Here is a 23,780-nt window from a genome sequence, read left to right on the forward strand (position 1 = left end):
TGCAGTCTGCTGCAAATGCGGCTGCGCTGGAGTGCGGCCGAGTTGAAGGCCTTGTTGCGCCGCTGGGCCGCCTTCATTGCGGTGGTGGCGGCCGTCTTGGGGCAATTCTTTGCGACGCTGATAGGCTGGCCCGCGCTGCCGCTGTTCTGGGCCAGCGAACAGCCTTGGCCGCTGGCGCTGGGGGCCGTTGTGCTGCACGCGCTGCCGGGCCTGTTGCTGTGCTGGGGTTTGCGCGAGCAACTGCTCCCTGCCCATTGGCTGGACGCCGAGCGCGCGCTGCCGTTGCGGCGGATCGAGTTGCTGCGCGCCGATCTGGCCGTGATCGGCCTGGCCTTGCTGCCGGTGGCCCTGCTCAACTTGATCTCAATGGCCGCCTGGCAGCATGCCGACCCCGCTTGGATGAAGGGTTTGTGGCCAAGAGCGATGGTCTATTTCGGCCTGTCGCTGGCGCTGGCCGCAGGCGCGGCGGCGTTGCTGATGCAGGGCAGGCGCCTGCCGCAGGGTGTGGCGCAGTCGGCAGCAAGGCCGCAGGGCACAAGCGGCTCTGGCCGCCGCCTTGCTTCTGGTTTGTATCGCCTGTTTGGCGTGCACTGGCTGCTACTGGGCTTGGCCCTGTGGCGCGGCCCCGCCCGGCCGGTTTTGCATTTATGGGCCCTATCCTGTTTGCTGCTCGGCGCAAATCTCATGGCTGCGCTGATCTGGCCGGCGCAGGCTTCGTGGGTGCTGGCGGCCCACACCTTGCTGGTCATGGGGCTGAGTGCGCGCCTGCATGCCCAAGCCACGCGCTGCTATGCGCCGCTGATTGCTGCATCGCAGGCCTTGCCGCTTGCCGCCGGCTTTTGGCCGCGCCGACTTTTACTGCTGGCCTTGGCGCCGAGCATATTGGCTTGGGGCTTCATGGCGGCGATGCTCTTGCTGGGCCCGTGGCGGCTCGCACCCTTGGCCGCACCTTCGTTCATGGTCTATGGGCTGCTGGCGCCGGCCTTGCCGATGATGGCCAAACAGGGCGATAGCGCCGAGGCGCGCGCCGGGCGCTGGCTTTTGGCTTGGGCGCTTTGGGTTGCGCTGGCCAGCGAAGCGCTGCTGAGCTCTTGATCACGATCGCGAACAATCATGCCGAACATCCCTGCCTTTTTGCGCACCGAAGCGCTCAGCTATGCCTATAGCAATAGCGCAAGGCGCGTGGTCGACTTATGGAGCCAGACCTTTGAGCCCGGTCTGGTCTGGCTGCGCGGGCCCAACGGCAGCGGCAAGTCAACCCGGCTCAAGCTTTTGGCCGGCATGCTGCAGCCGCAATACGGCAGCGCCCGTCTTGCCGGTGTGGACCTGCTGCGCCAACCGCTGCAGTACCGCCGCATGGTCAGCTTCGTCGGCGCCGAGCCGCCGCCATTCGAGCATCTCAGCCCTGCAGAGCGCTTCGCCTTCCTGAGCGGGCTCTACCCAGATGCAGACAGGGCCAGTTGGCAAGCGCACATCGAGGGCTTTGGTCTGCAGCCCTTTCTCAATCAGCCGCTGCGCACGCTCTCCACCGGCACGCAGCACAAGGCCGCCTTGGCGGCGGCGCTGGCCTTGCACACGCCGCTGCTTCTCTTGGATGAACCTTTGAATGCGCTCGATGCGGTCTCGCTGGCGCATTTGCGCGGCGTGCTTGGCGAAGCGGCCAATTCGGGCGCTGAGAGGCTTTTGCTGGTGGTCAGTCATGAAGATCTGGGCCTCACGCCCAATGCCTGTATTGAGCTCTAGACAGCACTCCGAGGCTTGCTGCACAATCCGCGCTCATGCGCATCCAGCTCCATCGCACCATTGCTGATATACCGCTTTATGTCGGAATTATGCTTGCTATCGTGCTATCCGCTTGTGGTGGGGGTTCGGGCGGTGCGACGGAGTCGGCCACGGCATCTCCAGCAACTGCACCTCCGCCCGGACCGGCCGCGATGAGTGCGAAAGCGCAGTTAGGTGAGAAGATTTTTCTAGATCAAAGCCTCAGCGGATCGGGCCGCCTGTCCTGTGCCAGCTGCCATAACCCTGCTTTCGCGCATGGACCGCCGAATGCCCTGGCGGTTCAAATAGGCGGTAGCCAGTCGAATCAAGCCGGCCTGCGCGCCGCGCCCTCGCTGCGCTATCTGGAGCGGCTGGGCGGCTTCAATGGCACACCGGCAAGCAAAGTCGAAGATCTACGCGGTGGGCTGATGGCCGATGGGCGCGCCGACAGCCTTGCCGCCCAGGCATTCCTGCCCTGGTTCAATCCGCGTGAGATGGACAACGGCTCGGTGGCCGACTTGGCGCGCAGGCTGCGCGGCGCCGCCTACGCCAGTCAATTCCTGACGGCCTTTGCAACACCGGCGGCGGACGACAGCACCTTGGTCACCCAGGCCAGCGAGGCTTTGCAAGCGCTGCAAGTCGAGGACACTCGGTTTCATCCCTATGACAGCAAGTCGGACTTTGTCCTGGCCGGCAAGGTTCGGTTCAGCCTGCCCGAGGGACGCGGCCTGATGGTCTTCTCCGACAAGCAAGGAGCCAATTGCGCAAGCTGCCATTCGCCCGACCTCAGCAGCAGCGGTCAGCCACCGCTGTTCACCAACTTTGGCTATGCCGCGCTTGCAGTGCCGCGCAATACCAAGCTGTCGGTGAATCAGGATCCGAACTTTCGGGATCTCGGTTTGTGTGGCCCGAGTCGCACGGACCTGGCCGGGCGCACCGAGCTGTGTGGCTTCTTTCGCACCCCGGGGCTACGCAATGTCGCCGAGCGCAAAGTGTTCTTTCACAACGGCGTAATGAGCAGCCTGGCCCAGGTGCTGGACTTCTACAACACGCGCGATCGTGAGCCGGCACGCTGGTACAGCAGTGCCGATGGGCAGACCGTGCTCTATGACGACTTGCCGCAGTCGCTGCTGGGCAATGTCAATCAAGTCGCACCTTTTGGTGCGCAAGCTCGGCGCTTGAGTGCGCAGGAGTTGGCTGATCTAGAGTGCTTCTTGCGCACGCTCAGCGATGGCTATGTGCTCGGCGCGCCGTCTTTTGTAGGCTGCAACTAGGCAAATAGGCCCGCGAGCACTTCAGCAAGCTTGACCTGTCGCAAGCCAGATTGACCTCAGCTTGCATAGACTGCGCGGTTCGAAATTTCATTTTGTCGCCCGGCTATTCCTTGGCTTTTTGGGGCAGCCCGGGCTTTGTCTGACTATGGCGCAATCTATCAAATCCCCGGAGCTGCTGCTGCCGGCCGGTGACCTCGACCGCATGCGTGCGGCCTTTGACTTCGGCGCCGACGCCGTCTACGCGGGCCAACCGCGTTACTCGCTGCGTGCCCGCAACAACGACTTCAAGCTGGAGAATCTGAGAACCGGCATCGCCGAGGCCCATGCACGCGGCAAGAAGTTCCTGGTCGCCAGCAACATCCTGCCTCATAACGACAAACTCAAGCGCTATCTGGCCGATATGGCGCCGGTCGTCGAGATGAAACCCGACGCTCTGATCATGGCCGACCCCGGCCTGATCATGATGGTGCGCGAGCGCTGGCCGGATTTACCCATCCACTTGTCCGTGCAGGCCAATACGGTCAACTTCGCCGGCGTCAAGTTCTGGCAAAAGCAGGGCCTGAAGCGGGTGATTCTCTCGCGTGAGTTGAGCCTGGACGAGGTGGCGCAGATCCGCCAGGAATGCCCGGACATGGAGCTCGAGGTGTTTGTGCACGGCGCGCTGTGCATCGCCTACTCGGGCCGCTGCCTGCTGTCGGGCTATTTCAACCACCGCGATGCCAACCAGGGCACCTGCACCAACGCCTGCCGCTGGGATTACAAGCTAGGCGACGCGTTTGAAGACGAGGCTGGTCAGGCGCAAGCGATCAAGTTCGACTTCCACAAAGCGGTGCAGCAAGCCGACCAAGATTTTGCCGCCGCCGGTGGGGGCGAGCGCCACCCGCTGGCCGACCAGACCTATCTGATCGAAGAATCGCAGCGTCCCGGCGAGTTGATGCCGATCCAGGAGGACGAGCACGGCACCTACATCATGAACTCCAAGGATCTGCGCGCGGTCGAGCATGTGCAGCGCCTGGTCGAGATCGGCGTCGATTCGCTCAAGATCGAAGGCCGCACCAAGAGCCGCTATTACGTCTCGCGTGCGGCGCAGGTCTATCGGCGTGCGATCGATGACGCGGTGGCCGGCCGCAGCTTCGATCCAACGCTGTTGGCCGAGCTGGATGGCCTGTCCAACCGTGGCTACACCAGCGGCTTCTACCAGCGCCACCGCAGCCAGGACACGCAGAACTATCTGGACGGGCACTCCAAGGCGCGGCGCAGTCAGTATGTGGGTGAGGTGCGCAGCATTGACGCGCAGGGTTGGGCCGATATCGAGGTCAAGAACCGCTTCGAGGTCGGCGACCGCCTGGAGATCATTCATCCCAGCGGTAACGAGATACTTGAGCTGACCGAAATGCGCGGAAAGTTGGGCGAGTCTGTCAAAGAAGCCGCCGGCAATGGCGTGACGGTGGCTATACCGCTGGAGGCACGCTACCAGGGCGCCTTGATCGCGCGGCTGCTGGCTTAGTCAGGCTGGCAGCCCGCGTGCTGCGAGGACGCTGCACGCCTTCGCAGGCAGCGTCAAGCCGCAGGCCTTGCCGGCTGTCCGGCTCAGGCCTTTAAAAACTCGGCTTTTGATCCTAACCACCGCTCAACTTGCCGCCTGGCCGCCTGCGGGTGCTTGTCCAATAACTGCGGTGCCAAGCGGCGCGCAGCTTGCAGCAGCACCGAGTCTTCCTGCAGGTCGGCAAAGCGCAAGAGCTCGGCGCCACTTTGGCGCGCACCCATGAACTCGCCGGGGCCGCGGATATCGAGGTCGCGCCTTGCGATCTCGAAGCCGTCATTGGTTTCGGCCATTGCCTTCAGGCGCGACTTGCCGGTGTCGGACAGCGGCCCGGTATAGAGCAGCACGCAAACACTCGCGACCGCGCCGCGCCCGACTCTGCCGCGCAGCTGGTGCAGCTGGCTGAGGCCAAAGCGTTCGGCATGTTCGATCACCATCAGGCTGGCGTTGGGCACATCGACGCCGACTTCGATCACCGTCGTTGCCACCAGCACGCTGATGCGCCCAGCCGTGAACTCGGCCATCACCGCCGCCTTGTCGGCGGGCGTCATGCGGCCATGCAGCAGGCCGACCACGTAACCGTCTAATGCAGCGGAAAGCTCGGCGTGCGTCTCGGTCGCATTGTTCAGGTCCAAGGTCTCTGATTCCTCAATCAGCGGACAGACCCAATAGACCTGCGCGGCCTTGTTGGCGACTTCATCGCGGATCTTCTCGATCACATTGAAGCGCTTGCTGTCGGCGAACACCTTGGTGACGATCGGTGTGCGCCCCGGCGGCAGCTCGTCGATGGTGGATACCGCCAGGTCGGCGAAATAGGTCATCGCCAGCGTGCGCGGAATCGGCGTGGCGCTCATCATCAAGAGATGCGGCTCCAAGTCCATTGAAGCGAGCTTCTTGCGCAACGCCAGGCGCTGCGCGACGCCGAAGCGATGTTGCTCGTCGATGATGGCCAGGCCCAGCTTGGCGAACTTCACCTTTTCCTCGATCACCGCGTGGGTGCCTATCACCAGTTGTGCAGAGCCATCTGCTGCCGCATCCAGCATCTTCTGCCTCGCCTTGCCCTTGATGCTGCCGGTCAGCCAAGCGACTTTGAGCCCCAACGGCTCCAGCCAGCCGACCAGCTTCTTGAAATGCTGCTCGGCCAGGATTTCGGTCGGCGCCATCAGCGCGCATTGCCAGCCCGCGTCGATGGCGCCGGCCGCTGCCAGCGCGGCCACCACCGTCTTGCCGGACCCAACGTCGCCCTGCAAGAGCCGGTGCATCGGTTGCCCCAGGGCCAGGTCTTGCGCGATCTCTTCGCTGACCCGCTGCTGCGCGCCGGTCAGGCCGAAGGGCAGCACCGCCAGCAACTGCTCGTGCATGCCGGCGCGTTTGGCTTTGAGGGCCGGTGCCTTCAATAGCGCCCGCTCGCGCTGCGCCTGCATCTGGCTGATCTGCTGGGCCAGCAACTCTTCGAACTTGAGGCGCTGCCAGGCCGGGTGGCTGTGGTCTTCCAGCGTCATCAGCCGCGCTTGCGGCGGCGGGTGGTGCAAGAAGTTCAAAGCGTCGCGCAGCGCGGGCAGGGTGGGCGGCACCACGCCCGCAGGCAGCAGCTCGTTCAGATCGGCACGACTCAGGCCCGAGGCGACCGCGCGGCGCAGATAGGCTTGCGGCAGGCCGTTGCTGGCCGGGTAGACCGGCGTCAGCGCCGTGGCCAATGCGGCACCTTCTACGACCGCCTTGAAGCTTGGGTGCACCATCTCGCGTCCAAAGAAGCCGTGGCGTAACTCGCCACGCACGCGGATGCGAGCGCCCACGGCCATGGTCTTCTGATGCGATGGGTAGAAATGGATGAAACGCAAAAGCAGCTCCGCACCGCTGTCGTCTGCCAGCTTGACCAACAAGACGCGCCGGCCGCGGGTCTCGATCCGGCACTCCAGCACCTCACCCTCGCACTGCACCGGCTCGCCTTCATGCCCTTGCGCCTCGGCAATCGGGGTGATGCGGGTCTCATCTTCATAGCGCATCGGGAGATGCAGGGCCAGGTCGATGTCGCGCAGCAGGCCGAGCTTCTCCATCGCCTTTTGCGGCGCGGACTTGGGCTTGTTGGTGGCGCTGCTGGATTCTTTTCTATCGGCCTCGGGCATGGGCGGCATTCTGCCTTGGCTTGGGTGATGGACTTCTTGCTGCCCGAAAACTGGCTACCATGGCGGTAAGCCATATTCATCGATAGGGGCACCCGTTGCAAAGGTACTTGATCGGATTTGCGCTTTGTCTGTCTGCTCTGAACTGCAGTGCCGGCGGCTCGTCCGTACGCATCGGCGTGACCAGTTCCATTCAACCCTTCACCTTGCCTGTGCAGGACTCCGGTCTGCTGGTGGACTTGCTGCGCGCCGCCTTCGCGGCCGAGTCCGTGGCCAGTAGCTTTCAATACATGCCGCCGCTGCGCTTGGTGCGCGAGTTTGAATTGGGCCGGATCGACATCTACACCAGCGCTAAGCCCAATAGCGGCCAGCCCGGCGTGCTCTCACATTGGCCGGTCACGACGTTTGGAAATCAAGCCATCACCTTGAAGGCCAAATTCCCTCGCCTAGATGGCATTGAAGCCATGACCAAGCTGCGCGTCGTGACATTCCAGAATGCCAAGCGTTTTCTGGGGCCTGAGTTTGCCGCGATGGCGGCCGCCAACAAGGACTACATCGAAGTTGCGGGCCATCTGCCGACGGCGATGCTGAGCCTGGACCGCGCCGATGTGATCGTGTCGCAACCGGACATCTTTCGCTTTTGGCTCCTGCATGACAAGGCCCGTCGCGACAAGCAGGCGGTGTTGAACGACTTTGCCTTTCACGACTTGTTCAATGCGAGCAATAAATACTGGTTCGCATTTCGCAGCGAGGCCTTGCGCGACCAGTTTGAGCGTGGCATCAAGGAGATCTACCAGAATGGCCAAGCCGAGGCCATCATCGATCGCTACGCCGTCGATTACGGCAGTTCGCGCGACTTTTTGATCGAGCTTGACTGCCGCTTCAAAAAAGTGCGGCCGGCAAACTGCCAAGCCGCTACGCCTTAGCTCCGTTAGTGATCTAACTCACATCGGCGACGGTGTCCCGGCCATGCGGTCGTACTTCAGGAAGTACTTTCTGGCCATGGCGATGAGCTGGTTCTCGGTGGGGTGGTCGACGGTCTCGTAGCCGACGATGTGCTTGGCGGTTTGCGGGCGGTGCTTGTCGGCGTAATGCTTGAAGTCGGCTTGGGCGGTGGAGGAGCCCACGACCAGCACTTCTTCAATGCCGTTCAGCGCGTCGCAAACTTCGCCGAAATATTCATGCTCGCTGCGCACGGCGCTGCCATGTTGTTTGGTGTGGTGGCTGTGCGCCTTGACCTTTTCGGCCTGCACATGGGCTTCGTCAAATTGCAGGACTTTGGCGCTTTGGTGATCGAGCCATACGACGGCGTGAAACATTGTCATTTGCTTACCTTTGAAGGGTTGAGAAAGAGAAAAGAGTCAGAGTTTGTTGTGGACAGCGGCGCCGCCATGACTGCGTTCGTCGGCGGTTTGGCAGTTGATGCAGCGCAAGGCCTGGGGGTTGGCCTTCAAGCGGTCGAAGGCGATCGCCTCGCCGCAGTCGCCGCAGCGGCCGAACTCGGGGCTGCGCAGGCGTTGCAAGGCTTCGTTGACTTGACGCAGGGCCTCAAGATTGGCGTCGCTGCGTGCCAAGTCCACTTCTCGGTCGGCGGCATGGGCTTGTTCGCCATCGCCGTCTTGCAGCAACTGCTCGCGCGCATGCTCGACGCGGCCCTGTGCACCGAGCTGGGTTTGCAGCTCTTGCTCCAAAGAGCGCTGGCGCTGCAGCAAACCTGCTTCGATCAGCGCGCGCTGGCCGGGGGTGAGGTCTTGGGAATGAGTCATTGAATGCTTAGCTCCTTGGACAAATAGTCGCACCGAGGCGTTCCCGAGTACTTGACTTGCGTCAAACGCGAGCATGGGAAAATGCAAATCCAGTTTTCTGTTTGGCACGGGTCCGTCCGGCCCTCAACATCACATGCAATCCACACCTGTTTTCGTTCACAGCGTCAGCGACTTTGATTTCGAATTGCCGCCCGAGCTGATTGCCCAGCATCCTGCGCCCGAGCGCAGCGGCTCCCGCCTTTTGGACGGCCGCAGCCAGCCGCCGGTGGACCGCGTTTTTTACGAGTTACCTGAACTGTTGATGGCCGGCGATTTGCTGGTCTTCAACAACACCAAGGTGATCAAGGCGCGTCTGTATGGCGCCAAGATGTCTGGCGGCTCGGTGGAAGCCTTGATCGAGCGAGTCCTCCCTGGCACTTTGGAGGTTTGGGCGCATGTGCGCGCCAGCAAGAGCCCCAAGCCCGGCAGCTTTGTGCGCTTCAATGATGCATTTGACGCCGAGGTGCTGGGCCGCTGTGGCCCTGACAACGGGATGTTCCATCTGCGCTTTCCCAGCGACCCGTTTGCGCTGCTGGAGCAGCATGGCCATGTGCCGCTGCCGCCTTATATCGAGCATGCCGATGAGGCCGATGATGTGCGGCGTTACCAAACGGTGTTCGCCAAGGAGCCGGGTGCCGTGGCGGCCCCGACCGCTGCCTTGCATTTTGATGAGGCCTTGCTGGCCCGCTTGACTGAGCGCGGCGTGGCCACCGCGCATGTCACGCTGCATGTCGGCGCCGGCACCTTTCAGCCGGTGCGGGTGGAAAAGCTCGATGACCACAAGATGCATAGCGAGTGGTTTGAGGTGACGCCAGAAACGGTGGCTGCGATCACTGCGTGCAAGGCGCGCGGCGGTCGGGTCGTGGCCGTGGGCACGACCACGCTGCGGGCGCTGGAGTCGGCGGCTGTGGGCGGTGAGCTTCAGGCCGGCGCACGCGAGACCGATATTTTCATCACGCCCGGCTTTCAGTTTCGCGTCGTCGACCGGCTCGTCACCAACTTCCATCTGCCCAAAAGCACGCTGATGATGTTGGTCAGCGCCTTTGCGGGCTACGAGCCCATCATGGCGCTTTACCGCCAGGCCATCGCCGCCAAATATCGCTTTTTCAGCTATGGCGACGCGATGCTGCTGGAGCGGCAAGATCGGTAAACGCAAGCCCCGCGATAATGTTTCCAGTTTCGACCCACTTTGCTTGGAGCCCTGACCATGTTTCACCACGTTGACGCCTACGCCGGCGACCCTATCCTGAGCCTCAACGAGGCTTTCCAGAAAGACACCCGCGCGGGCAAGATCAATCTGTCGATCGGTATTTACTTCGACGACAACGGCAAGATCCCGATGCTGGATTCGGTCCGCAAGGCGGAGTTGCAAGTGGTGGCCGAGGCCGGTGCGCGGCCTTATCTGCCTATGGAAGGCGCGGCCAATTTCCGTAGCGCCGTGCAAAAGCTCTTGTTTGGCGAAGGCAACCCTGTGCTGGAGCGCACGGTGACGATACAGAGCGTCGGCTCCAGCGGCGGCCTCAAGGTAGGCGCCGATTTCATCAAGCGCTATTTCCCCGACAGCGCGATCTATGTGTCCGACCCGACCTGGGACAACCACCGTGCGGTGTTTGAAGGCTCCGGCATTGAGGTCAAGACCTACCCTTATTACGACGCGGCCACCGGCGGCGTGCGTTTTGCCGATATGTTGGCCGCCATCAAGGCACTGCCGGCCAAGAGCGTGGTCTTGATGCACGCTTGCTGCCACAACCCGACCGGCGTGGACCTGAGCCCGCTGCAGTGGGATGAGCTGATCCCGGTCTTGAAAGAGCGCGACCTGCTGCCCTTCCTGGACCTGGCTTACCAAGGTTATGGTGACGGCATCGATGAGGACGCGTTCGCGATCCGCGCCATGGCCGACGCCGGCCTGAGCTTCTTCGTCGCCAACAGCTTCTCCAAGAGCATGAGCTTGTATGGCGAGCGTTGCGGTGCGCTGAGCGTGGTTTGCCCGGACGCCGCTCAGGCGGTCAATGTGCTGGGTCAGCTGAAGTTCCTGATCCGCCGCAACTACTCCAACCCGCCCATGCATGGTGGCCAGCTGGTCGCACGCGTGCTGAGCGACCCGGCCCTGCGTTCGCAGTGGGAAGGTGAAGTCACCGAGATGCGTCAGCGCATTCACGAAATGCGCAATGCCTTGTACGAGGTGCTCAGCGCCAAGTTGCCGGGCCGCAATTTCGACTACTTCCTGACTCAGCGCGGCATGTTCAGCTACACCGGCCTGACGGCCGCTCAGGTGGATCGCCTGAAGGAAGAGTTCGCCGTGTATTTGGTCCGTTCGGGCCGCATGTGCGTGGCCGGCTTGAACAGCAAGAACGTCGAGGCTACGGCCGCCGCGATGGCAGCCGTTTTGGCCTGAAATCAGACCCTGCACGAGTGAGTGACGAGCTGCCCTCGCAGCTCGATCAGCTCGACGCCCATCTGGCCGCTGCCGAGGCGCGCCTGCATGACGTCACGCCGGGGGCCGAGAAACAAATCGTCTGGGGTGCAGTCGGCCGCGTGCGGGCGCCCTGGGCGGTGGTCTATCTGCACGGTTTTACGGCCACGCGCCAGGAGATGGCGCCGTTGCCCGAGCTGGTGGCGCAGGGCCTGGGCGGCCATGTTTTCTATACCCGGCTGAGTGGCCATGGCCGGCCGGGTGCGGCCATGGCCGGCATGTCGGTGGCGCAATGGCAGGCCGATGCGCTGGAGGCGCTGGCGCTGGGTCATCAGTTGGGCGAGCGCGTGCTGGTCATGGGCACTTCAACCGGCGCCACGCTGGCGGCCTGGGCCGCCTTGCAGCCGCAGGGGCGTGATGTGGCGGCCTGGGTTCTGGTGTCGCCCAACTTTGGCCCCAAAGACCGCTTTGCTGCGCTGATCAATTGGTCCTGGGGCCGCGCCCTGATCCATTGGGTGCATGGTGGCGTGATGCGCTACAAGCCCGGCAATGCGACCAAAGCGCGCTATTGGACGCATGAGTACCCGACCTCGGCCTTGGACCCGATGATGGCCTTGGTGAGGCAGGTGAGGGCCAGCAAGCTGGAGGCGGTCACGGCGCCCTTGCTGATGCTGCTGTCGCCGCGTGACAGCGTCATCAATGTGGCGGATGCGCGGGCGGCCTTCAAGCGCGTAGGCAGCGCGAGCAAATGCTTGATCGAGGTGGATTACAGCGAAAGCGCGGGTCAGCATGTGCTGGCCGGCGATATTGAAGCGCCCAAAGCGACTGCGACGATGGCGGCGCAGGTCTTGGCCTTTATAAAAGGCCTGAAACCCCTTTGAGCCGATGCGCTTACAAAGGCGCCAACAAGCTGCTCCAGTCGTCGTCCCTGAAGCGCTCGCGGATCTCCAAGACCTCGGGCCACAAATCAAAGAAAACCTTCACGCAGGCCGGGTCGAAATGGCTGCCCGACTGAGCCCGGATATGGGCGACGGCATCGTCGAGTGACCAGGCCGCCTTGTAGGGGCGCGCCGAGGTCAAGGCGTCGAACACATCGGCCACCGCGACGATGCGGCAGAAAATCGGGATGGCCTCGCCGCCCAAGCCGGCCGGATAGCCGCTGCCGTCAAATTTTTCGTGATGACCCAGCGCAATCGCGGCGCCGGCTTGCAAGATGCTGGAGTTGCTGTCCTTCAGGATTTCGGCGCCATAAGCGGCGTGCTGTTTCATGAACTCGAATTCGGCCGGTGTCAGGCGGCCGGGTTTGAGCAGGATGGCGTCGCTGATGCCGACCTTGCCGATGTCATGCAACGGAGCGGCCTGCAGCAGCAGATCTTGCTCGGCCTCGCTCAGGCCCAGGCCCTTGGCGATCAAACGTGAGTAATGGGCCATGCGCAGGATATGCGCGCCGGTTTCGGGATCGCGGTACTCGGCCGCCTTGGCCAAGCGGATCACCGTCTCGCGTTCGCGCTCGACGATCTTGGCGGTAGCCTGGCGCACCTCGTCGGCCAGCCAGGCGGCGCGGTCGTCCAGCTTGCGGCGAATCTCGCTCAGGGCCAACAGATTGCTGCTGCGCGCCAAGAATTCGACCTTGTCGATCGGTTTGATCAAGAAGTCCGAGGCACCGGCGTTGAGGGCGCGGTAGCGCACCGGCTTTTGATCATTGGCGGTGATCATCAAGATGGGCACGCTGTCTTTGCCGGGGGTGGCGCGCAGGCGCTCGATGAATTGCACGCCGTCGAGCTCCGGCATCATGTAGTCGACGATGATCAGGTCGGGTTGAAATTGCTGCGCCCAGGCCAGGCCTTCAGTGGCCGAGGCAAAGCACTTGGCTTCGATCTCGCCGAGCTTGCTTACCAGCGCTTCAAACAGGGTCAGATTGATCTCGTTGTCGTCAACGATCAAGACCTGCCGTTTCACTTGATCATCGTGCATATCAGTTCCCGGCTTGAGGATGTTGGGCCAAGGCTTGCAGCAGCCGCGTTACTTCGAGTTTGAGCGCGGCTACCAACTCGGGCATGCCGACCATACTGCTTTTTTCGGCCTTCTCTTCGACTTGTCGCGCCATATTGGCGGCAGGGCGGGCATTGAACATGCCCAAAGTGCCCTTCAAGGCATGCCCGCCATGCAGCAGGGCGTTGATATCTTGCGCCGCCAGCGCGGCATCCAGCTTTTCGACCTCGAGCGGCCAGCGGCGCACAAAAATAGAGCTGATGATGGAGATCACGTCTTGATCGGCCTCCTTGAGCGCCTGCGCGTAGTCGAAGCTCGGCGTGGCCTCGATCGGGGCCGGCATGGTCTGGGCCGGCAGGGCCGGTTTGGTGCTGGCCGCTGGCAAATAGCGTTGCACCATCAATTGAAAGGCTTTGACGTCAAAGGGTTTGGACAGGTAATCGTCCATACCGGCCGCGATGCAAAGCTCGCGATCGGCCGCGGTGGCGCGCGCCGTCATCGCCAGGATGGGCGTGCGTGCCCGGTCTGTGGGCTCGCTGGCCCGAAAGCGGCGCGTGGCCTCCAGGCCGTCCAATACCGGCATCATCATGTCCATCAAGACCAGATCGAAGCGGCGCTGCGCCAGCATATCCAGCGCTTGCTGGCCGTTCTCGGCCAAGCTGACATGGTGGCCACTGCGCTGCAGCAAGGTGGTGGCCAGCTGCTGGTTGACCGGGTGGTCTTCGACCAGGAGCACATCGAGCCCATCGTCGGCCTGCGGGCCCGGCGAGCCTGCCGCAGGCTCGGGCCGAGTGCTCGCCGGCGCCTCGGCGAGTTGCTGCCCAGCCAGTGCATAGGGCAGGGCAAAGTGAAAGTTGCTGCCCCGGCCCAGTTCGCTGTCGACCCAGAGCGTGCCGCCCATCGCCTCGACCAGGCGGGAGGAAATCGTCAGGCCCAGGCCGGTACCGCCAAAGCGGCGGGTGATCGAGCTGTCTTCCTGGGCAAAAGCGTCGAAGATGGAGTTCAGGTTTTCCGCCGGTATGCCGACGCCGGTGTCGCGAATGGTGAACAAGACGCTGGGCGACTCCTCGGTGCCAGCGGCCAGGCTGAGCTCCAAAGCCACCTCGCCATGCTCGGTGAACTTGATCGCGTTCCCGATCAGATTGATCAAAATTTGCCGCAGCCGGCCGGGGTCGCCGAGCAAGGGCTGCCGTGGCAAGTCCGGGGCCAGGCTGCACAAAAGCTCCAGGCCCTTGTCATTGGCGCGCAGGGCCAGCGGCTTGAGGGTGTCGCGGATGGTGGCCTCCAGATCAAAGGCGATCGACTCGATCTGCAGCTTGCCCGCCTCGATCTTGGAGAAGTCAAGAATGTCGTTAATGACCCGCAGCAAGGCCTCGGCGGAGTCTTTGACCACCAGCAAATGGTCGCGTTGTTCGGTGTCGACGGCGTCATCCAGGGCCAGCTCGGTCATGCCGATGATGCCGTTCATCGGTGTGCGAATCTCATGGCTCATATTGGCCAGGAAGTCGCTCTTGGCGCGGTTGGCCGCCTCGGCGCCCTCTTTGGCGCGGCGCAGCTCTTCGGAGACCTGCTTGGCCTCGCTGATATCGGTCAGGTATCCGTTCCAGACGATGCCGCCATCGGCGGCACGTTTGGGCTGCACCTCGCCATGCACCCAAACCAGCGCGCCGCTGACCTTGTGGCGCATGCGGAAGTCCATCGTCACGGCGCATAGGCTCTGCGCCGATTCAACAAAGGTGGCCGCCAGGACGGCGGCGTCATCGGCATCCACCTGCTCGACCAAGCTTTGCGCGTCCTGGACGAGATCGTCCGGCGCCACGCCGCAGATGCGCGTGATCGCCGGGCTGCAAAACGGCATCGAGCGCCAGCCGGTGGGCGAGGTGTAGGCCTGGAACACCGCCACCGGGATGCTCTCGGTGATGTCTCTGAGCCGCGCACCGGCTTCTTTGAGCTGCGTCACGTCTTGCCAGATGCCGCTGTAGATGACGGCGCCGTCATCGGCCAGATCGGGCTCGGGGCGGATTTCGGAGCGCAGCCAGCGTTGGCTGCCGTCGGGCAGGATGATTTTGTAGTCATCGCGCCAGGGGCCATGCACGCGGGCCGCGTTCAACACGCCCTGCACGCAGCGCTCGCGAAATTCCGGTGCAATTTGCGCCACCGCCAAACGGCCATCGGCCAACAAGGCCTCGGGCTCCAGGCCGCGAATCTCCTTCAGGCGGTCGCTGACGTAGCTGAACTTGATGTGCCGGCTTTGCAGATTGACTTGGCAGCGAAACAACACGCCGGGCACCGTATTCGTGATGTGGCGCAGCCGGGCCTCGCCCGCTTTGACGGCGGCCTCCATATTCTTGCGCTCGGTGATCTCGGTGCGGATGGCGATGTATTGCTCGGGTTTGCCGGACTTGCCCTTGAGCGGCACGATGGTTGCCTGCACCCAATAGAGGTGCCCAGCCTGCGCGCGATTGCAGACATCGCCATGCCAAACGCGGCCGGCCGAAATGGTGGACCACAAATTGGCGAAGAAGGCCTCCGGGTGCAGGCCCGAATTGATCATGCGATGGTTCTGGCCTAACAGTTTTTCCCGACGGTAGCCGCTGATCTGGCAGAACTTGTCGTTGACATAAGTAATATCACCGGCCAGATTGGTGATGCTGACGATGCCATGCTGGTCGAGCGCAAACTTCTGGTCTGCCAGCTCGTCCAGCGCATGTTGCAAGTTTTCTTGGCTGTCCTCGCGCTGGCGCACCAGCTCGGCCATCAGCTGGGACAAGGCCTCCAGATCGTTGTCATCCTGCAGCGCCGCCGGCGTGTTGCCGGTGGACTGCAAAAGCCCTTGCGCGGTGGCACGCAGCGACTCGATCGCGCGTGTGCGGCTGGCCAGTTCCTTGCGAATGCGGTCGAAGGCGCCGCTCAACTCGACCGAGCTGAGCTCCAGGCTGCGCGTGCGCAGGTCGAGGTCCCGATCACTTTGTTCATAAGCGCCGTCAACCCGCTCGAACATGCCGCCCAGGCCGAGGAGCAGTTTGGCCGCTGCCGGTGACAAGCTGGGCTGTTGCGCCAGTTCGGCCAGCTCCGTCAGCAAGGCGGGCAACTGGGCCTCGTCGCTGCCCAGCAGGCGCTTGATCTGGCGTGAAAGCAGCTTGTGCATCGTGGCTGAATTTGCGGGCTTGGGCGTTGGGTCTGAAACTAGGGCCTAGCGCGAGCTTGGCATGGGGCTCAGAGGCGCTCACCGAGGTAGGTGATCGTCATGGTTTGATTGTGCAGCTTGCATTCGAGGTTGCCGGTGAAGGGGCTGATTTCGCCGTTGGAATAAAAGCCGGTCAAGACGACCGAGCGCCCGAACACATCGGCCACCGCCTCGATTTCTTCCTCGACCCGACCGCCCATCACCAGCTTGCGGCCCACGCAGCTGACCAAGATCCCCAGGCCCTGGCCTTCGCCCTGTGCGGCCATGGCGGCCGCGGCCGCAGCGGCTTGGGCTGCGCTTTCGGCGCCGCCCACCAGGGCGTCGGTGCTGGCATGCATCAGCTTGAGGTAACCGTCGGGGTCGATATCGCCGGCCAAGGTCAGGCTGCCGACCGACTCGTCCACGGCCAAGATGGTGCGAATCAAACCGATCTCGTTGTGGTCGCTGCCCAGCATCGCGAAGGGGAACAGCAAGCCCGAAGCCGGCAGGTCGCGTGCGTAGTCGCCGAGGTAGCGTTTGTAGACGTCCAGCGCGGGCTCGCCGTCCAATTCGAACAAGACATTGCCGGCGCAGCGGGTGACGCGGCGCGCCGGCCCGAACGGCGCCCAGCCGCCGAAGGAGCCATGGGCGAAGACCAGGGCCTCGCCATAGAGACCAACGCACACCAGCTGGTCGGTGTGAACGCCGCTTTGATTCAGCACCCAGGTTTCCTTGAACGCGGCTGCATCGCCGGCCAGGCCGCCGGTGATGGTGACGCCATGACCCAGCACCGCTGTCATGCCGGCGATCAAGGCGCTGCCGTTGACGGCGACACCTTGACCCAGCAACAAGACGGCGCGCAGGCCGGCCTGCGGGAGTTGCTCGGCCAAGCGGCGGCCGGCGGCTTCGGAGTCGGCCATATCGGCCAGCTTGGTCGAAGCCTGCAGCGCGTGGCTGCCGGCGTTTTCGAAACGCAGCGCAGTCAGCACGCAGCTGTCGTCGCCCACGCCGGCGCTGGAAATTTCACCGGCTGTTGAGCAACCCATGCGCAGCGCCGTGGGGAATTGCGCGGCGATAGCCGGGCTCAAGCGTTTCAATAAAGGAATGGCGCTGAAGGCCAACACCAGACTTGGCGCCGGTAGCGAAGCAGACCAAGCGGCCAAGGCCCCATCGATATCGTCCTGTTCACGCAAGGTGATCTGTGCGACTTTCATGGAGCGAGTCCTTTGTCATGGTGATGAGCCGGCCAAGGCCTGAGCGCGCCATTTTGCATGAGGGCTGCATCCGCGCGGCGGTAAAAATGGGCGTCAATTGCCCACTTGGCGGATAGATCAGACCGAGCCTGCCGCAGCCAGGCGAGCGCAGAGATAAGTCCAGACCATCTGCGCCGCAGCGTAACTGCTCAGCTCGGCGTGGTCATAGGGTGGAGCCACCTCGACGCAGTCCATCCCGACGAAGTTCAGCTGCGGCACCAGGTCTTCCAGGATGCTGAAAACCTGGTTGGTCGTCATGCCGCCGGGCTCGGGCGTGCCGGTGCCCGGCGCGAAGGCCGGATCCAGGCAGTCGATGTCCAGGCTCAGGTAGAGCGGCGGATGGCCATGCGCCGCCATCCGCTCGCGCACGGCTTGCAAGATGCTGCCTAAAGCGGCAGGGCTTTCCAGTCCCCGCAGCGCGCGGGCGGTGTAAATCAAGCCGCCCTGGTCGGCCACATAGTCGCGCGCCTCGCGCTGGCCGGCCGAGCGGATGCCGAACTGCACAAAGCACTCGGGTATCACCAAGCCCTCCTGGATTGCTTCATAGACCCAGGTGCCATGGCCGCTGGGCTCGCCGAAATGGTCGGTCCAGGTGTCGCAATGGGCATCGAAATGGACAACCGCCAGCGGCCGGCCGTAATGCGCTTTGTAGGCGCGCAGCAGCGGCAGCGTGATCGAGTGGTCGCCGCCCAACCACGCCATGTGATGGCTGGCGATCATCGGCGCGATCAGCGGCAGCATCGCCGCCCGCATCGCGTCCAAGCTGGTATTGGGCAAGAGCAGGTCGCCCAGATCGGTCAGGGCGCCTTCGGGCGTGGTGTCAAACAGCGGATGGGTGCCGTCGCACAGCATATGGCTGGCCTGGCGGATGGCGCGCGGCCCGAAGCGTGCGCCGGGCCGGTTGGTGACGCAGCCGTCCCAGGCGACGCCGGCGATGGCAAAAGGCTGCGCCGCGCGGGCTGCCACCTTCATGAAGGTGTTGTTGCTCAGGAATGCGAAATTGCTCATGTGTGCGTCCACTTTGCGGCTGTCTTTGAACGAGCCAGAGCCATGATGGTAATGGCCAATGCAAACGCGCAAGCGGCTAAAGTGCGCCGCATGTGCAATCTCTACCATGTCTCGTCCAAGCAGGAAATCGAGCGCCACTTCAGGCTGATCGTTGCTGCGGGAGCGGCGCTGCCCGAGGGGACTGGCGTGGCTGTCGGGCCGTTTGGGCAAGGCGTGATGATTCGCGCTAACGCAGCCGGTGAGCGGCAAGCTGTTGCCGGCCAATGGGGCATGATCGCGCCGCATGCTTTGCAGCCCCGGCCGGCCTCGCGGGCGATTTTGACCAACAATGCCCGCATCGAGTCGGTGGCCGAGCGGCCGACCTACCGAGACGCTTGGGCGCTCGGGCGGCGTTGCCTGATCCCGGCGCAAAGTTATCAGGAGCCTAACTGGGAAACCGGGCGCAATATCTGGTGGCAGTTGCGGCGCGCCGATGGGGCGCCCTGGGCGCTGGCGGGGATTTGGTCGGAATGGGTCAACCCGAACACCGGTGAGCTGTTGCCCAATTATTCAATGCTGACGATGAATTGCGACGGCCACCCTTTGCTGAGTCGCCTGCACAAACCCGACCCGCAGCTGCCCGCCGATGCGCAAGACAAACGCTCAGCCATTCCCATTGCGGCCGAGCATTGGGACGCTTGGCTGCGCGCGCCGCTGACCGAGGCGCAAGCTTTGCTGCGCCGGCCGCCGGCCGATTTGTTCGACCCGGCGGTGACGCAGGTCACCGATGAGCTGCTGGCCCGCCTGCGCCGCGATCCGGGGCCGACGCAGGGCTCGCTGATTTGACGCAGCGAGCCTCGAGGGCTTCGTGCAACTCAGCCAGTGCTCTTAAGCGCTGCGCTGTGAGCGGCGACGCTTGGCGACCAGGCCCATGCCCAGCAAGCCTGCAGCCATCAGCGCGTAGCTCGCGGGTTCGGGCACAGGAGTGGGCACGCTGGTTGCCGTCACATAGTCTTGGTAGCTGCCGTTGTGGAGCTTCTTGATCTCGAACAGGCTCTTGCCTGTGTAGCTGACGGCAGCGCTCAGGTAAGAGTCAGCCAGGGCCGCGAATGAGGCGGTGTCGCTGCCTGCGCTGCTGTAATTGACGCCAGCATATTGACGCAGATAGAAATCGCCGCGGTTCGCGTTGGGGGTCCACTTGGTTTGGCCGTAACTGTCTTTGGATGCGTTGTAGGCCGTGGTCGCCAGCGGCTTGCCGCTGGTTTCGTGGGTGATTTCCCAGACTGCCAACTGGAACGCCGCATATTCGCGGGCCGTGTCGATGGCCTTGTCATCCGTGTAGAGGCTGGTGGCCGAATACAGGCCTTGCAAATTCTTGGCCTGGGTGGCGTTGCTGAAAGTGGTGACTTCGTACTTGCGCGAATCGGAGCTGGCGTATTGGTTCAGTTCCACGCAATAAGCGTAAAAGCTGGTGTTCTTGTCGGTCTTGAACTCCATCAGGCCGGCTTTCACGGTGCGGGCGATGTCGGGACCCGATAGGCCGATGCTCTTGCCATTCACACCGGTGAATTTGAGACTCAGCTCTTCGGCCGATGCGGCGCCCGTCAGTGCTAGTGCGGCGCAGGCGATCAGTGGGAGGCGTAGGTTTTTCATGATTTTTTTGAGCCCACCGCAGCGGGAAATGTGATTTGGCGCGACTCTAGGGGGCTCAGGCTTGGGCCGATACCCCGCGCCTGCGGGGCCTTGCGCGCCAGATGTGACTTACTGCTCGCTTATTGGCGAGCACCCCCCTGAATGAGGCCCCTGCGGCTGGAGCTTTGTAGGGCCGAGGCCAGAGCTTTCCATTGGCGGGGCAAGCTTTGAGCGAGCAAGCGCAGGCGTCACGGATTGGATTCAGTCGGGATCGGCTTGTGTTTGTGTTTTAAGCCAGCCGATGCGGCCCTGGCCGGCTTCATTGAGCCGGGCCACGAAGTCGGCCGCCGCCGGCACCGGCAAGGCGAAGCTCAGCTCGACCTGGCTGCCATGCAAGACCTCGGTCAGCTGTGCTTGCGCTGCTTCGATTTCGCGCCGCAACAAGCCCTCAAAAGCATAGGGCACCGTGCAGCGCAGCGTTTGCAGCTTGACCAGGGGCACTTTTTCGGCCTTCAGCAGCGCTTGCGCGACGGCGTCGGTGTAGGCCCGTACCAAGCCGCCGGCGCCGAGCTTGGCGCCGCCCCAATAGCGCACCACGGTGGCCAGCACGCCTTCGAGATCTTGGTGGCGCAGCACCTCCAGCATCGGCCGCCCGGCCGTGCCGCTGGGCTCACCATCGTCCACCGCCGCCGACTGCCCGCCGCCCGAGAAGGCCCAACAGACATGCACGGCGCCGGGGTGCTCGGCCTTCAACTGGGCGACCCGAGCGCTGGCGCCGGCGCGGTCACTCATCGCTTCCACGCAGCCGATAAAGCGGCTCTTCTTGATGATCAGTTCGCTGTGGACGGGCTGGGCAATGGCGTTGGGCATGCAAGCATTTTCGCCGCTGCCGGGCTGGAGCGGCTATTTCGGCGCGTCCGCAGGGCTCTCGATCAGCGTGGCCTTGGCCAGGCTGGCGTCGACATGGCGTTTGAAGATGGCCTCCAGCGTGCCGTCTTTTCGCATCGAATGCAGAGCGCTACGCAGACGCTGCCGGTCGGCTTCGCTGACCCGTTGGCGCGACACGATCAAGCCGGCTGTGATGCGGTCTTGCGGTGCCCAGTCGAGCACGCTGATCTGATCTTGCAGACCCTCGCGGCGTAATATCCGCGGCCAACTGGTCGGCAAAGCCAGCATCGCATCGGCACGGCCGAGCTTAAAGACGCGCACCGCGGATTCAAAGTCTGGCACCTCGGTGACGCGCTGCTGGGCCCGCATTTTGTCCAGCCAGGCATCAAAAGCGGCACCATGCTTAAAGCTTTTGACAACCACCACCATGCGTTTCGCGTCGGCCAAGAAAGCCTCCGGCGTACTCAGAGCGCTTGCCAGTTCACGTCGTATGAGCGCGAAGTTATGGCTCTGCATATAGAGCATGAACTCGGCGAACTGTTCGCGCTCAGGGCTGGGGATGCCGGACACGCTGAGGTCCAAATTGTTCTTGGCCAACTGGTCCCAGATGCGCACGCGCGACTCCAACACGGTGTTGAACACGCAGCCGCTGCGTTTGGCCAACTCATTGACAACGTCGAGATCGATGCCGGCATAGTCACCCTGGGCTTCGCGGTAGTAGAGCACCCCATGCTCGTAAAAGGCCAGGCTGTAGGGGCCGCAAGGTGCCGCCTGCACTCGACCAGGCTCGTAGAGACCAAGAATGAGCAGGCTCAGCAAGAGCAATCGGGACATATCAAATCCTGCCATCAGGGGCTTTCGAGGCGCATCACATGGGCGAGCGAGCTGTCAACATGACGTCTGAAGATGGCCTCAAGCGCGCCGTCTTTTTGCATGCTTTGCAGGCCCGCACGAAGCAAGGCAAGGTCGGCGGGGCTCACCCGCTCGCGCGACACAATCAGCGCGTGGGCGATGGAGTCGTTGGGTGCCCAATCCATGATGCTGATTTGGTCCAGCATCGGGTCGGCGCCGGGCACGCGCGCCAAGCTGGTGGGCAGCGCCAGCATGGCGTCAACCCGCCCGGCTTTGAACACGCGCAGCACCGAGTCGAAATCCGGCAACTCCTCGACACGGCGTTGCCCGCGTAGCTGAGCCAACCAAGCATCAAACACGGGGCCATGCTTAAAGCTCTTGACCACGGCAACCCGGCGCAGCGGATCGGCCAAAAAGGCATCCGGCGTCATGATGGTGGCGGCCAAGTCGCGGCGCAGCAGTGCGAAGTTGCGGGTCTGGAAGTAGGGCAGAAATTCGGCGAACTGCTGCCGCTCAGGTGTAGCGATGCCTGAGACGCTGAGATCCAGCTTGTGCTTGGCCAATTGATCCCAGATGCGAACGCGTGATTCCACTACCGTGCTGAATTTGCAGCCGCTGCGGCGGCTCAGCTCATCGACCACGTCTTTGTCGATACCGACATGTTCGCCGGCGGCATTGCGATAGTAGAGCGCGCCCAGCTCATAAAAGGCCAGCGTGTATTGGCCGCATACGCCTTGGCCAGAAGCGGTGCTGGGGTAGAGGCTCAGGGCCGAGGCCAGCAAGGTGGTGGATAAAGCCGCGAAAAGAGGACCGCGCATGCCGAGCTCATATCTGCGTTGGCGGTGCTGTCCGCTGAGCGGATCTCTAAACCGGGTCCCTGAGCGGCCCAGTGTAAAGGGAGTCCGCTGCTGCGACAATCGCGCCACTATGCTGAAGTTCGACTTACTCAAAACCGAGGGCCGCGCACGTCGGGGCCAGATGACGCTCAACCATGGCGTCGTGCAAACACCGATCTTCATGCCGGTGGGCACTTACGGCACCGTCAAGGGCGTGATGCCGCGCTCACTTGAGGAGATGGGTGCGCAGATCATCCTCGGCAACACCTTCCATCTGTGGCTGCGCCCCGGCATGGACATCATCAAACAGTTCGGCGGCTTGCATCGCTTCGAGAGCTGGAACAAGCCCATCCTGACCGACAGCGGCGGTTTCCAGGTCTGGAGTCTGGGCGAGATGCGCAAGATTTCGGAAGAGGGCGTCAAGTTCGCCTCGCCGGTGAACGGCGACAAGCTCTTCCTGACGCCCGAGATCAGCATGCAGATCCAAACGGTGCTGAACTCCGATATCGTGATGCAGTTCGACGAATGCACGCCGTATGAGAGCAAGGGCCACATCACGACCGAAAAAGAAGCGCGCGTGTCGATGGAGATGAGCTTGCGCTGGGCCAAGCGTTGCGCCGATGAAATCAACCGTTTGCAAAACCCGAACGCCTTGTTCGGCATCGTGCAGGGCGGCATGTATGAGGGCCTGCGTGACCATTCGCTGGCCGGCTTGGCTGCCCTGGATTTGCCCGGTTACGCCATCGGTGGCCTGAGTGTGGGCGAGCCCAAGGAAGACATGCGGCGCGTGCTGGCCCATATCGGCCACCAACTGCCCGCCGACAAACCGCGTTACCTGATGGGTGTGGGCACGCCGGAGGATTTGATCGAGGGCGTGACGCAGGGCATCGATATGTTCGACTGCGTGATGCCGACCCGCAATGCCCGCAACGGTCATTTGTTCACCCGCTTTGGCGACCTGCGCCTGCGCAATGCCCGCTACAAGACCGACGAGCGGCCGGTGGATGAGACCTGCAGCTGCTACTGCTGCGCCAATTTCTCGCGCGCCTATCTGCACCATCTGGACCGCTGCGGCGAGATGCTGGGGCCTATGCTGACCAGCATCCACAACCTGCATTACTACCTCAATCTGATGCAAGAAGCGCGCGATGCGCTGGATGCACCCGGCACGGGCGGCTTTGAGGCCTTCCGCGTCAAGTTCGCCGAGGATAGAGCGCGCGGGGTGTAATTTGGCACGGGGCGCGCGCGCCGCCTT

Annotated in this window: 21 protein-coding genes; 10 read left to right on the forward strand and 11 right to left on the reverse strand. The window is 63.1% G+C overall.

Annotation, left to right across the window (positions count from 1 at the left end; translation table 11 throughout):
- The first annotated feature begins 15 nt into the window (after positions 1–15).
- From PRZ03_RS11745 to trhP, 4 genes are all read left to right on the forward strand, one after another.
- Positions 16–1,095, forward strand: a complete 1,080-nt coding sequence (locus PRZ03_RS11745) for a hypothetical protein (protein WP_273600455.1) — start codon at positions 16–18, stop codon at positions 1,093–1,095.
- An 18-nt stretch (positions 1,096–1,113) separates the two neighbouring features.
- The gene (locus PRZ03_RS11750; protein WP_273600456.1) at positions 1,114–1,743 is read left to right on the forward strand and encodes an ABC transporter ATP-binding protein; all 630 of its coding nucleotides are present in this window, start codon (positions 1,114–1,116) and stop codon (positions 1,741–1,743) included.
- Positions 1,744–1,934: 191 nt separating this feature from the next.
- Complete coding sequence (locus tag PRZ03_RS11755; protein WP_273600457.1) at positions 1,935–3,035, forward strand: cytochrome-c peroxidase; 1,101 nt, start codon at positions 1,935–1,937, stop codon at positions 3,033–3,035.
- A gap of 145 nt (positions 3,036–3,180) precedes the next feature.
- Positions 3,181–4,542, forward strand: a complete 1,362-nt coding sequence (gene trhP, locus PRZ03_RS11760) for a prephenate-dependent tRNA uridine(34) hydroxylase TrhP (RefSeq protein WP_276595245.1) — start codon at positions 3,181–3,183, stop codon at positions 4,540–4,542.
- 83 nt (positions 4,543–4,625) lie between these two features.
- On the opposite strand, the gene recG is transcribed toward trhP, so the two are convergent.
- Positions 4,626–6,704, reverse strand: a complete 2,079-nt coding sequence (recG, locus tag PRZ03_RS11765; protein ID WP_273600458.1) for an ATP-dependent DNA helicase RecG — start codon at positions 6,702–6,704, stop codon at positions 4,626–4,628.
- Between the two features lie 176 nt (positions 6,705–6,880).
- Between recG and PRZ03_RS11770 the strand changes: the two genes are divergently transcribed.
- Positions 6,881–7,627: a transporter substrate-binding domain-containing protein gene (locus tag PRZ03_RS11770; protein WP_273600459.1), complete on the forward strand. Its 747-nt coding sequence runs from the start codon at positions 6,881–6,883 to the stop codon at positions 7,625–7,627.
- A gap of 18 nt (positions 7,628–7,645) precedes the next feature.
- Here the strand turns inward: PRZ03_RS11770 and PRZ03_RS11775 are convergent, their stop codons facing one another.
- Positions 7,646–8,026 (reverse strand): hypothetical protein, encoded by a 381-nt coding sequence (locus PRZ03_RS11775; RefSeq protein WP_263532662.1) that lies wholly within the window; start codon positions 8,024–8,026, stop codon positions 7,646–7,648.
- 36 nt (positions 8,027–8,062) lie between these two features.
- Positions 8,063–8,467, reverse strand: coding sequence for a TraR/DksA family transcriptional regulator (locus tag PRZ03_RS11780; RefSeq protein ID WP_273600460.1), 405 nt, complete (start codon positions 8,465–8,467; stop codon positions 8,063–8,065).
- Positions 8,468–8,600: 133 nt separating this feature from the next.
- On the opposite strand from PRZ03_RS11780, the gene queA reads away from it, so the two are divergent.
- The 3 genes from queA to PRZ03_RS11795 are packed head-to-tail and all read left to right on the forward strand — an operon-like array spanning position 8,601 to position 11,800.
- The gene (queA, locus tag PRZ03_RS11785; RefSeq protein ID WP_273600461.1) at positions 8,601–9,656 is read left to right on the forward strand and encodes a tRNA preQ1(34) S-adenosylmethionine ribosyltransferase-isomerase QueA; all 1,056 of its coding nucleotides are present in this window, start codon (positions 8,601–8,603) and stop codon (positions 9,654–9,656) included.
- Between the two features lie 57 nt (positions 9,657–9,713).
- Positions 9,714–10,901, forward strand: a complete 1,188-nt coding sequence (locus PRZ03_RS11790) for an amino acid aminotransferase (RefSeq protein WP_273600462.1) — start codon at positions 9,714–9,716, stop codon at positions 10,899–10,901.
- Positions 10,902–10,918: 17 nt separating this feature from the next.
- Positions 10,919–11,800 (forward strand): alpha/beta hydrolase, encoded by an 882-nt coding sequence (locus PRZ03_RS11795; protein ID WP_273600463.1) that lies wholly within the window; start codon positions 10,919–10,921, stop codon positions 11,798–11,800.
- Positions 11,801–11,810: 10 nt separating this feature from the next.
- Here the strand turns inward: PRZ03_RS11795 and PRZ03_RS11800 are convergent, their stop codons facing one another.
- The 4 genes from PRZ03_RS11800 to speB form a co-directional block, all read right to left on the reverse strand.
- Positions 11,811–12,893, reverse strand: a complete 1,083-nt coding sequence (locus tag PRZ03_RS11800) for an HD domain-containing phosphohydrolase (protein ID WP_273600464.1) — start codon at positions 12,891–12,893, stop codon at positions 11,811–11,813.
- Between the two features lies 1 nt (position 12,894).
- On the reverse strand, positions 12,895–16,059 hold the full coding sequence (locus PRZ03_RS11805) for a PAS domain-containing protein (protein WP_273600465.1): 3,165 nt from the start codon (positions 16,057–16,059) through the stop codon (positions 12,895–12,897).
- Between the two features lie 68 nt (positions 16,060–16,127).
- Positions 16,128–17,291 (reverse strand): FIST signal transduction protein, encoded by a 1,164-nt coding sequence (locus PRZ03_RS11810; RefSeq protein ID WP_263532655.1) that lies wholly within the window; start codon positions 17,289–17,291, stop codon positions 16,128–16,130.
- Between the two features lie 117 nt (positions 17,292–17,408).
- Positions 17,409–18,338, reverse strand: a complete 930-nt coding sequence (gene speB / locus PRZ03_RS11815) for an agmatinase (RefSeq protein WP_263532654.1) — start codon at positions 18,336–18,338, stop codon at positions 17,409–17,411.
- Positions 18,339–18,380: 42 nt separating this feature from the next.
- Between speB and PRZ03_RS11820 the strand changes: the two genes are divergently transcribed.
- Positions 18,381–19,163: an SOS response-associated peptidase gene (locus PRZ03_RS11820; protein ID WP_273600466.1), complete on the forward strand. Its 783-nt coding sequence runs from the start codon at positions 18,381–18,383 to the stop codon at positions 19,161–19,163.
- A gap of 42 nt (positions 19,164–19,205) precedes the next feature.
- Here PRZ03_RS11820 and PRZ03_RS11825 read toward each other — a convergent pair whose 3' ends face one another.
- From PRZ03_RS11825 to PRZ03_RS11840, 4 genes are all read right to left on the reverse strand, one after another.
- Complete coding sequence (locus PRZ03_RS11825) at positions 19,206–19,970, reverse strand: PEP-CTERM sorting domain-containing protein (protein ID WP_273600467.1); 765 nt, start codon at positions 19,968–19,970, stop codon at positions 19,206–19,208.
- 240 nt (positions 19,971–20,210) lie between these two features.
- Positions 20,211–20,819 carry an IMPACT family protein gene (locus tag PRZ03_RS11830; protein WP_273600468.1) on the reverse strand — a complete coding sequence of 203 codons (609 nt, stop codon included), beginning with the start codon at positions 20,817–20,819 and terminating at the stop codon, positions 20,211–20,213.
- A 33-nt stretch (positions 20,820–20,852) separates the two neighbouring features.
- Positions 20,853–21,671: a substrate-binding periplasmic protein gene (locus PRZ03_RS11835; RefSeq protein WP_273600469.1), complete on the reverse strand. Its 819-nt coding sequence runs from the start codon at positions 21,669–21,671 to the stop codon at positions 20,853–20,855.
- 14 nt (positions 21,672–21,685) lie between these two features.
- Positions 21,686–22,507: a substrate-binding periplasmic protein gene (locus PRZ03_RS11840; RefSeq protein ID WP_273600470.1), complete on the reverse strand. Its 822-nt coding sequence runs from the start codon at positions 22,505–22,507 to the stop codon at positions 21,686–21,688.
- Positions 22,508–22,616: 109 nt separating this feature from the next.
- On the opposite strand from PRZ03_RS11840, the gene tgt reads away from it, so the two are divergent.
- Positions 22,617–23,753 (forward strand): tRNA guanosine(34) transglycosylase Tgt, encoded by a 1,137-nt coding sequence (tgt, locus tag PRZ03_RS11845; protein WP_263532648.1) that lies wholly within the window; start codon positions 22,617–22,619, stop codon positions 23,751–23,753.
- Positions 23,754–23,780: the final 27 nt, after the last annotated feature.

Origin of the sequence: Roseateles albus (assembly GCF_028595345.1) — a bacterium.
Lineage (GTDB): Bacteria > Pseudomonadota > Gammaproteobacteria > Burkholderiales > Burkholderiaceae_C > Paucibacter_A > Paucibacter_A albus.

Excerpts from the sequence above, each read along its gene's own strand:
- queA (WP_273600461.1), top strand. The coding sequence starts at position 8,601 with ATGCAATCCACACCTGTTTTCGTTCACAGCGTCAGCGACTTTGATTTC.
- PRZ03_RS11830 (WP_273600468.1), bottom strand. The coding sequence starts at position 20,819 with ATGCCCAACGCCATTGCCCAGCCCGTCCACAGCGAACTGATCATCAAG.
- PRZ03_RS11835 (WP_273600469.1), bottom strand. The coding sequence starts at position 21,671 with ATGTCCCGATTGCTCTTGCTGAGCCTGCTCATTCTTGGTCTCTACGAG.
- PRZ03_RS11840 (WP_273600470.1), bottom strand. The coding sequence starts at position 22,507 with ATGCGCGGTCCTCTTTTCGCGGCTTTATCCACCACCTTGCTGGCCTCG.
- PRZ03_RS11780 (WP_273600460.1), bottom strand. The coding sequence starts at position 8,467 with ATGACTCATTCCCAAGACCTCACCCCCGGCCAGCGCGCGCTGATCGAA.
- PRZ03_RS11745 (WP_273600455.1), top strand. The coding sequence starts at position 16 with ATGCGGCTGCGCTGGAGTGCGGCCGAGTTGAAGGCCTTGTTGCGCCGC.
- tgt (WP_263532648.1), top strand. The coding sequence starts at position 22,617 with ATGCTGAAGTTCGACTTACTCAAAACCGAGGGCCGCGCACGTCGGGGC.
- PRZ03_RS11800 (WP_273600464.1), bottom strand. The coding sequence starts at position 12,893 with ATGCACGATGATCAAGTGAAACGGCAGGTCTTGATCGTTGACGACAAC.
- PRZ03_RS11790 (WP_273600462.1), top strand. The coding sequence starts at position 9,714 with ATGTTTCACCACGTTGACGCCTACGCCGGCGACCCTATCCTGAGCCTC.
- PRZ03_RS11750 (WP_273600456.1), top strand. The coding sequence starts at position 1,114 with ATGCCGAACATCCCTGCCTTTTTGCGCACCGAAGCGCTCAGCTATGCC.
- PRZ03_RS11825 (WP_273600467.1), bottom strand. The coding sequence starts at position 19,970 with ATGAAAAACCTACGCCTCCCACTGATCGCCTGCGCCGCACTAGCACTG.
- PRZ03_RS11755 (WP_273600457.1), top strand. The coding sequence starts at position 1,935 with ATGAGTGCGAAAGCGCAGTTAGGTGAGAAGATTTTTCTAGATCAAAGC.
- speB (WP_263532654.1), bottom strand. The coding sequence starts at position 18,338 with ATGAGCAATTTCGCATTCCTGAGCAACAACACCTTCATGAAGGTGGCA.
- trhP (WP_276595245.1), top strand. The coding sequence starts at position 3,181 with ATGGCGCAATCTATCAAATCCCCGGAGCTGCTGCTGCCGGCCGGTGAC.
- PRZ03_RS11810 (WP_263532655.1), bottom strand. The coding sequence starts at position 17,291 with ATGAAAGTCGCACAGATCACCTTGCGTGAACAGGACGATATCGATGGG.
- PRZ03_RS11820 (WP_273600466.1), top strand. The coding sequence starts at position 18,381 with ATGATGGTAATGGCCAATGCAAACGCGCAAGCGGCTAAAGTGCGCCGC.
- PRZ03_RS11775 (WP_263532662.1), bottom strand. The coding sequence starts at position 8,026 with ATGACAATGTTTCACGCCGTCGTATGGCTCGATCACCAAAGCGCCAAA.
- recG (WP_273600458.1), bottom strand. The coding sequence starts at position 6,704 with ATGCCCGAGGCCGATAGAAAAGAATCCAGCAGCGCCACCAACAAGCCC.
- PRZ03_RS11805 (WP_273600465.1), bottom strand. The coding sequence starts at position 16,059 with ATGCACAAGCTGCTTTCACGCCAGATCAAGCGCCTGCTGGGCAGCGAC.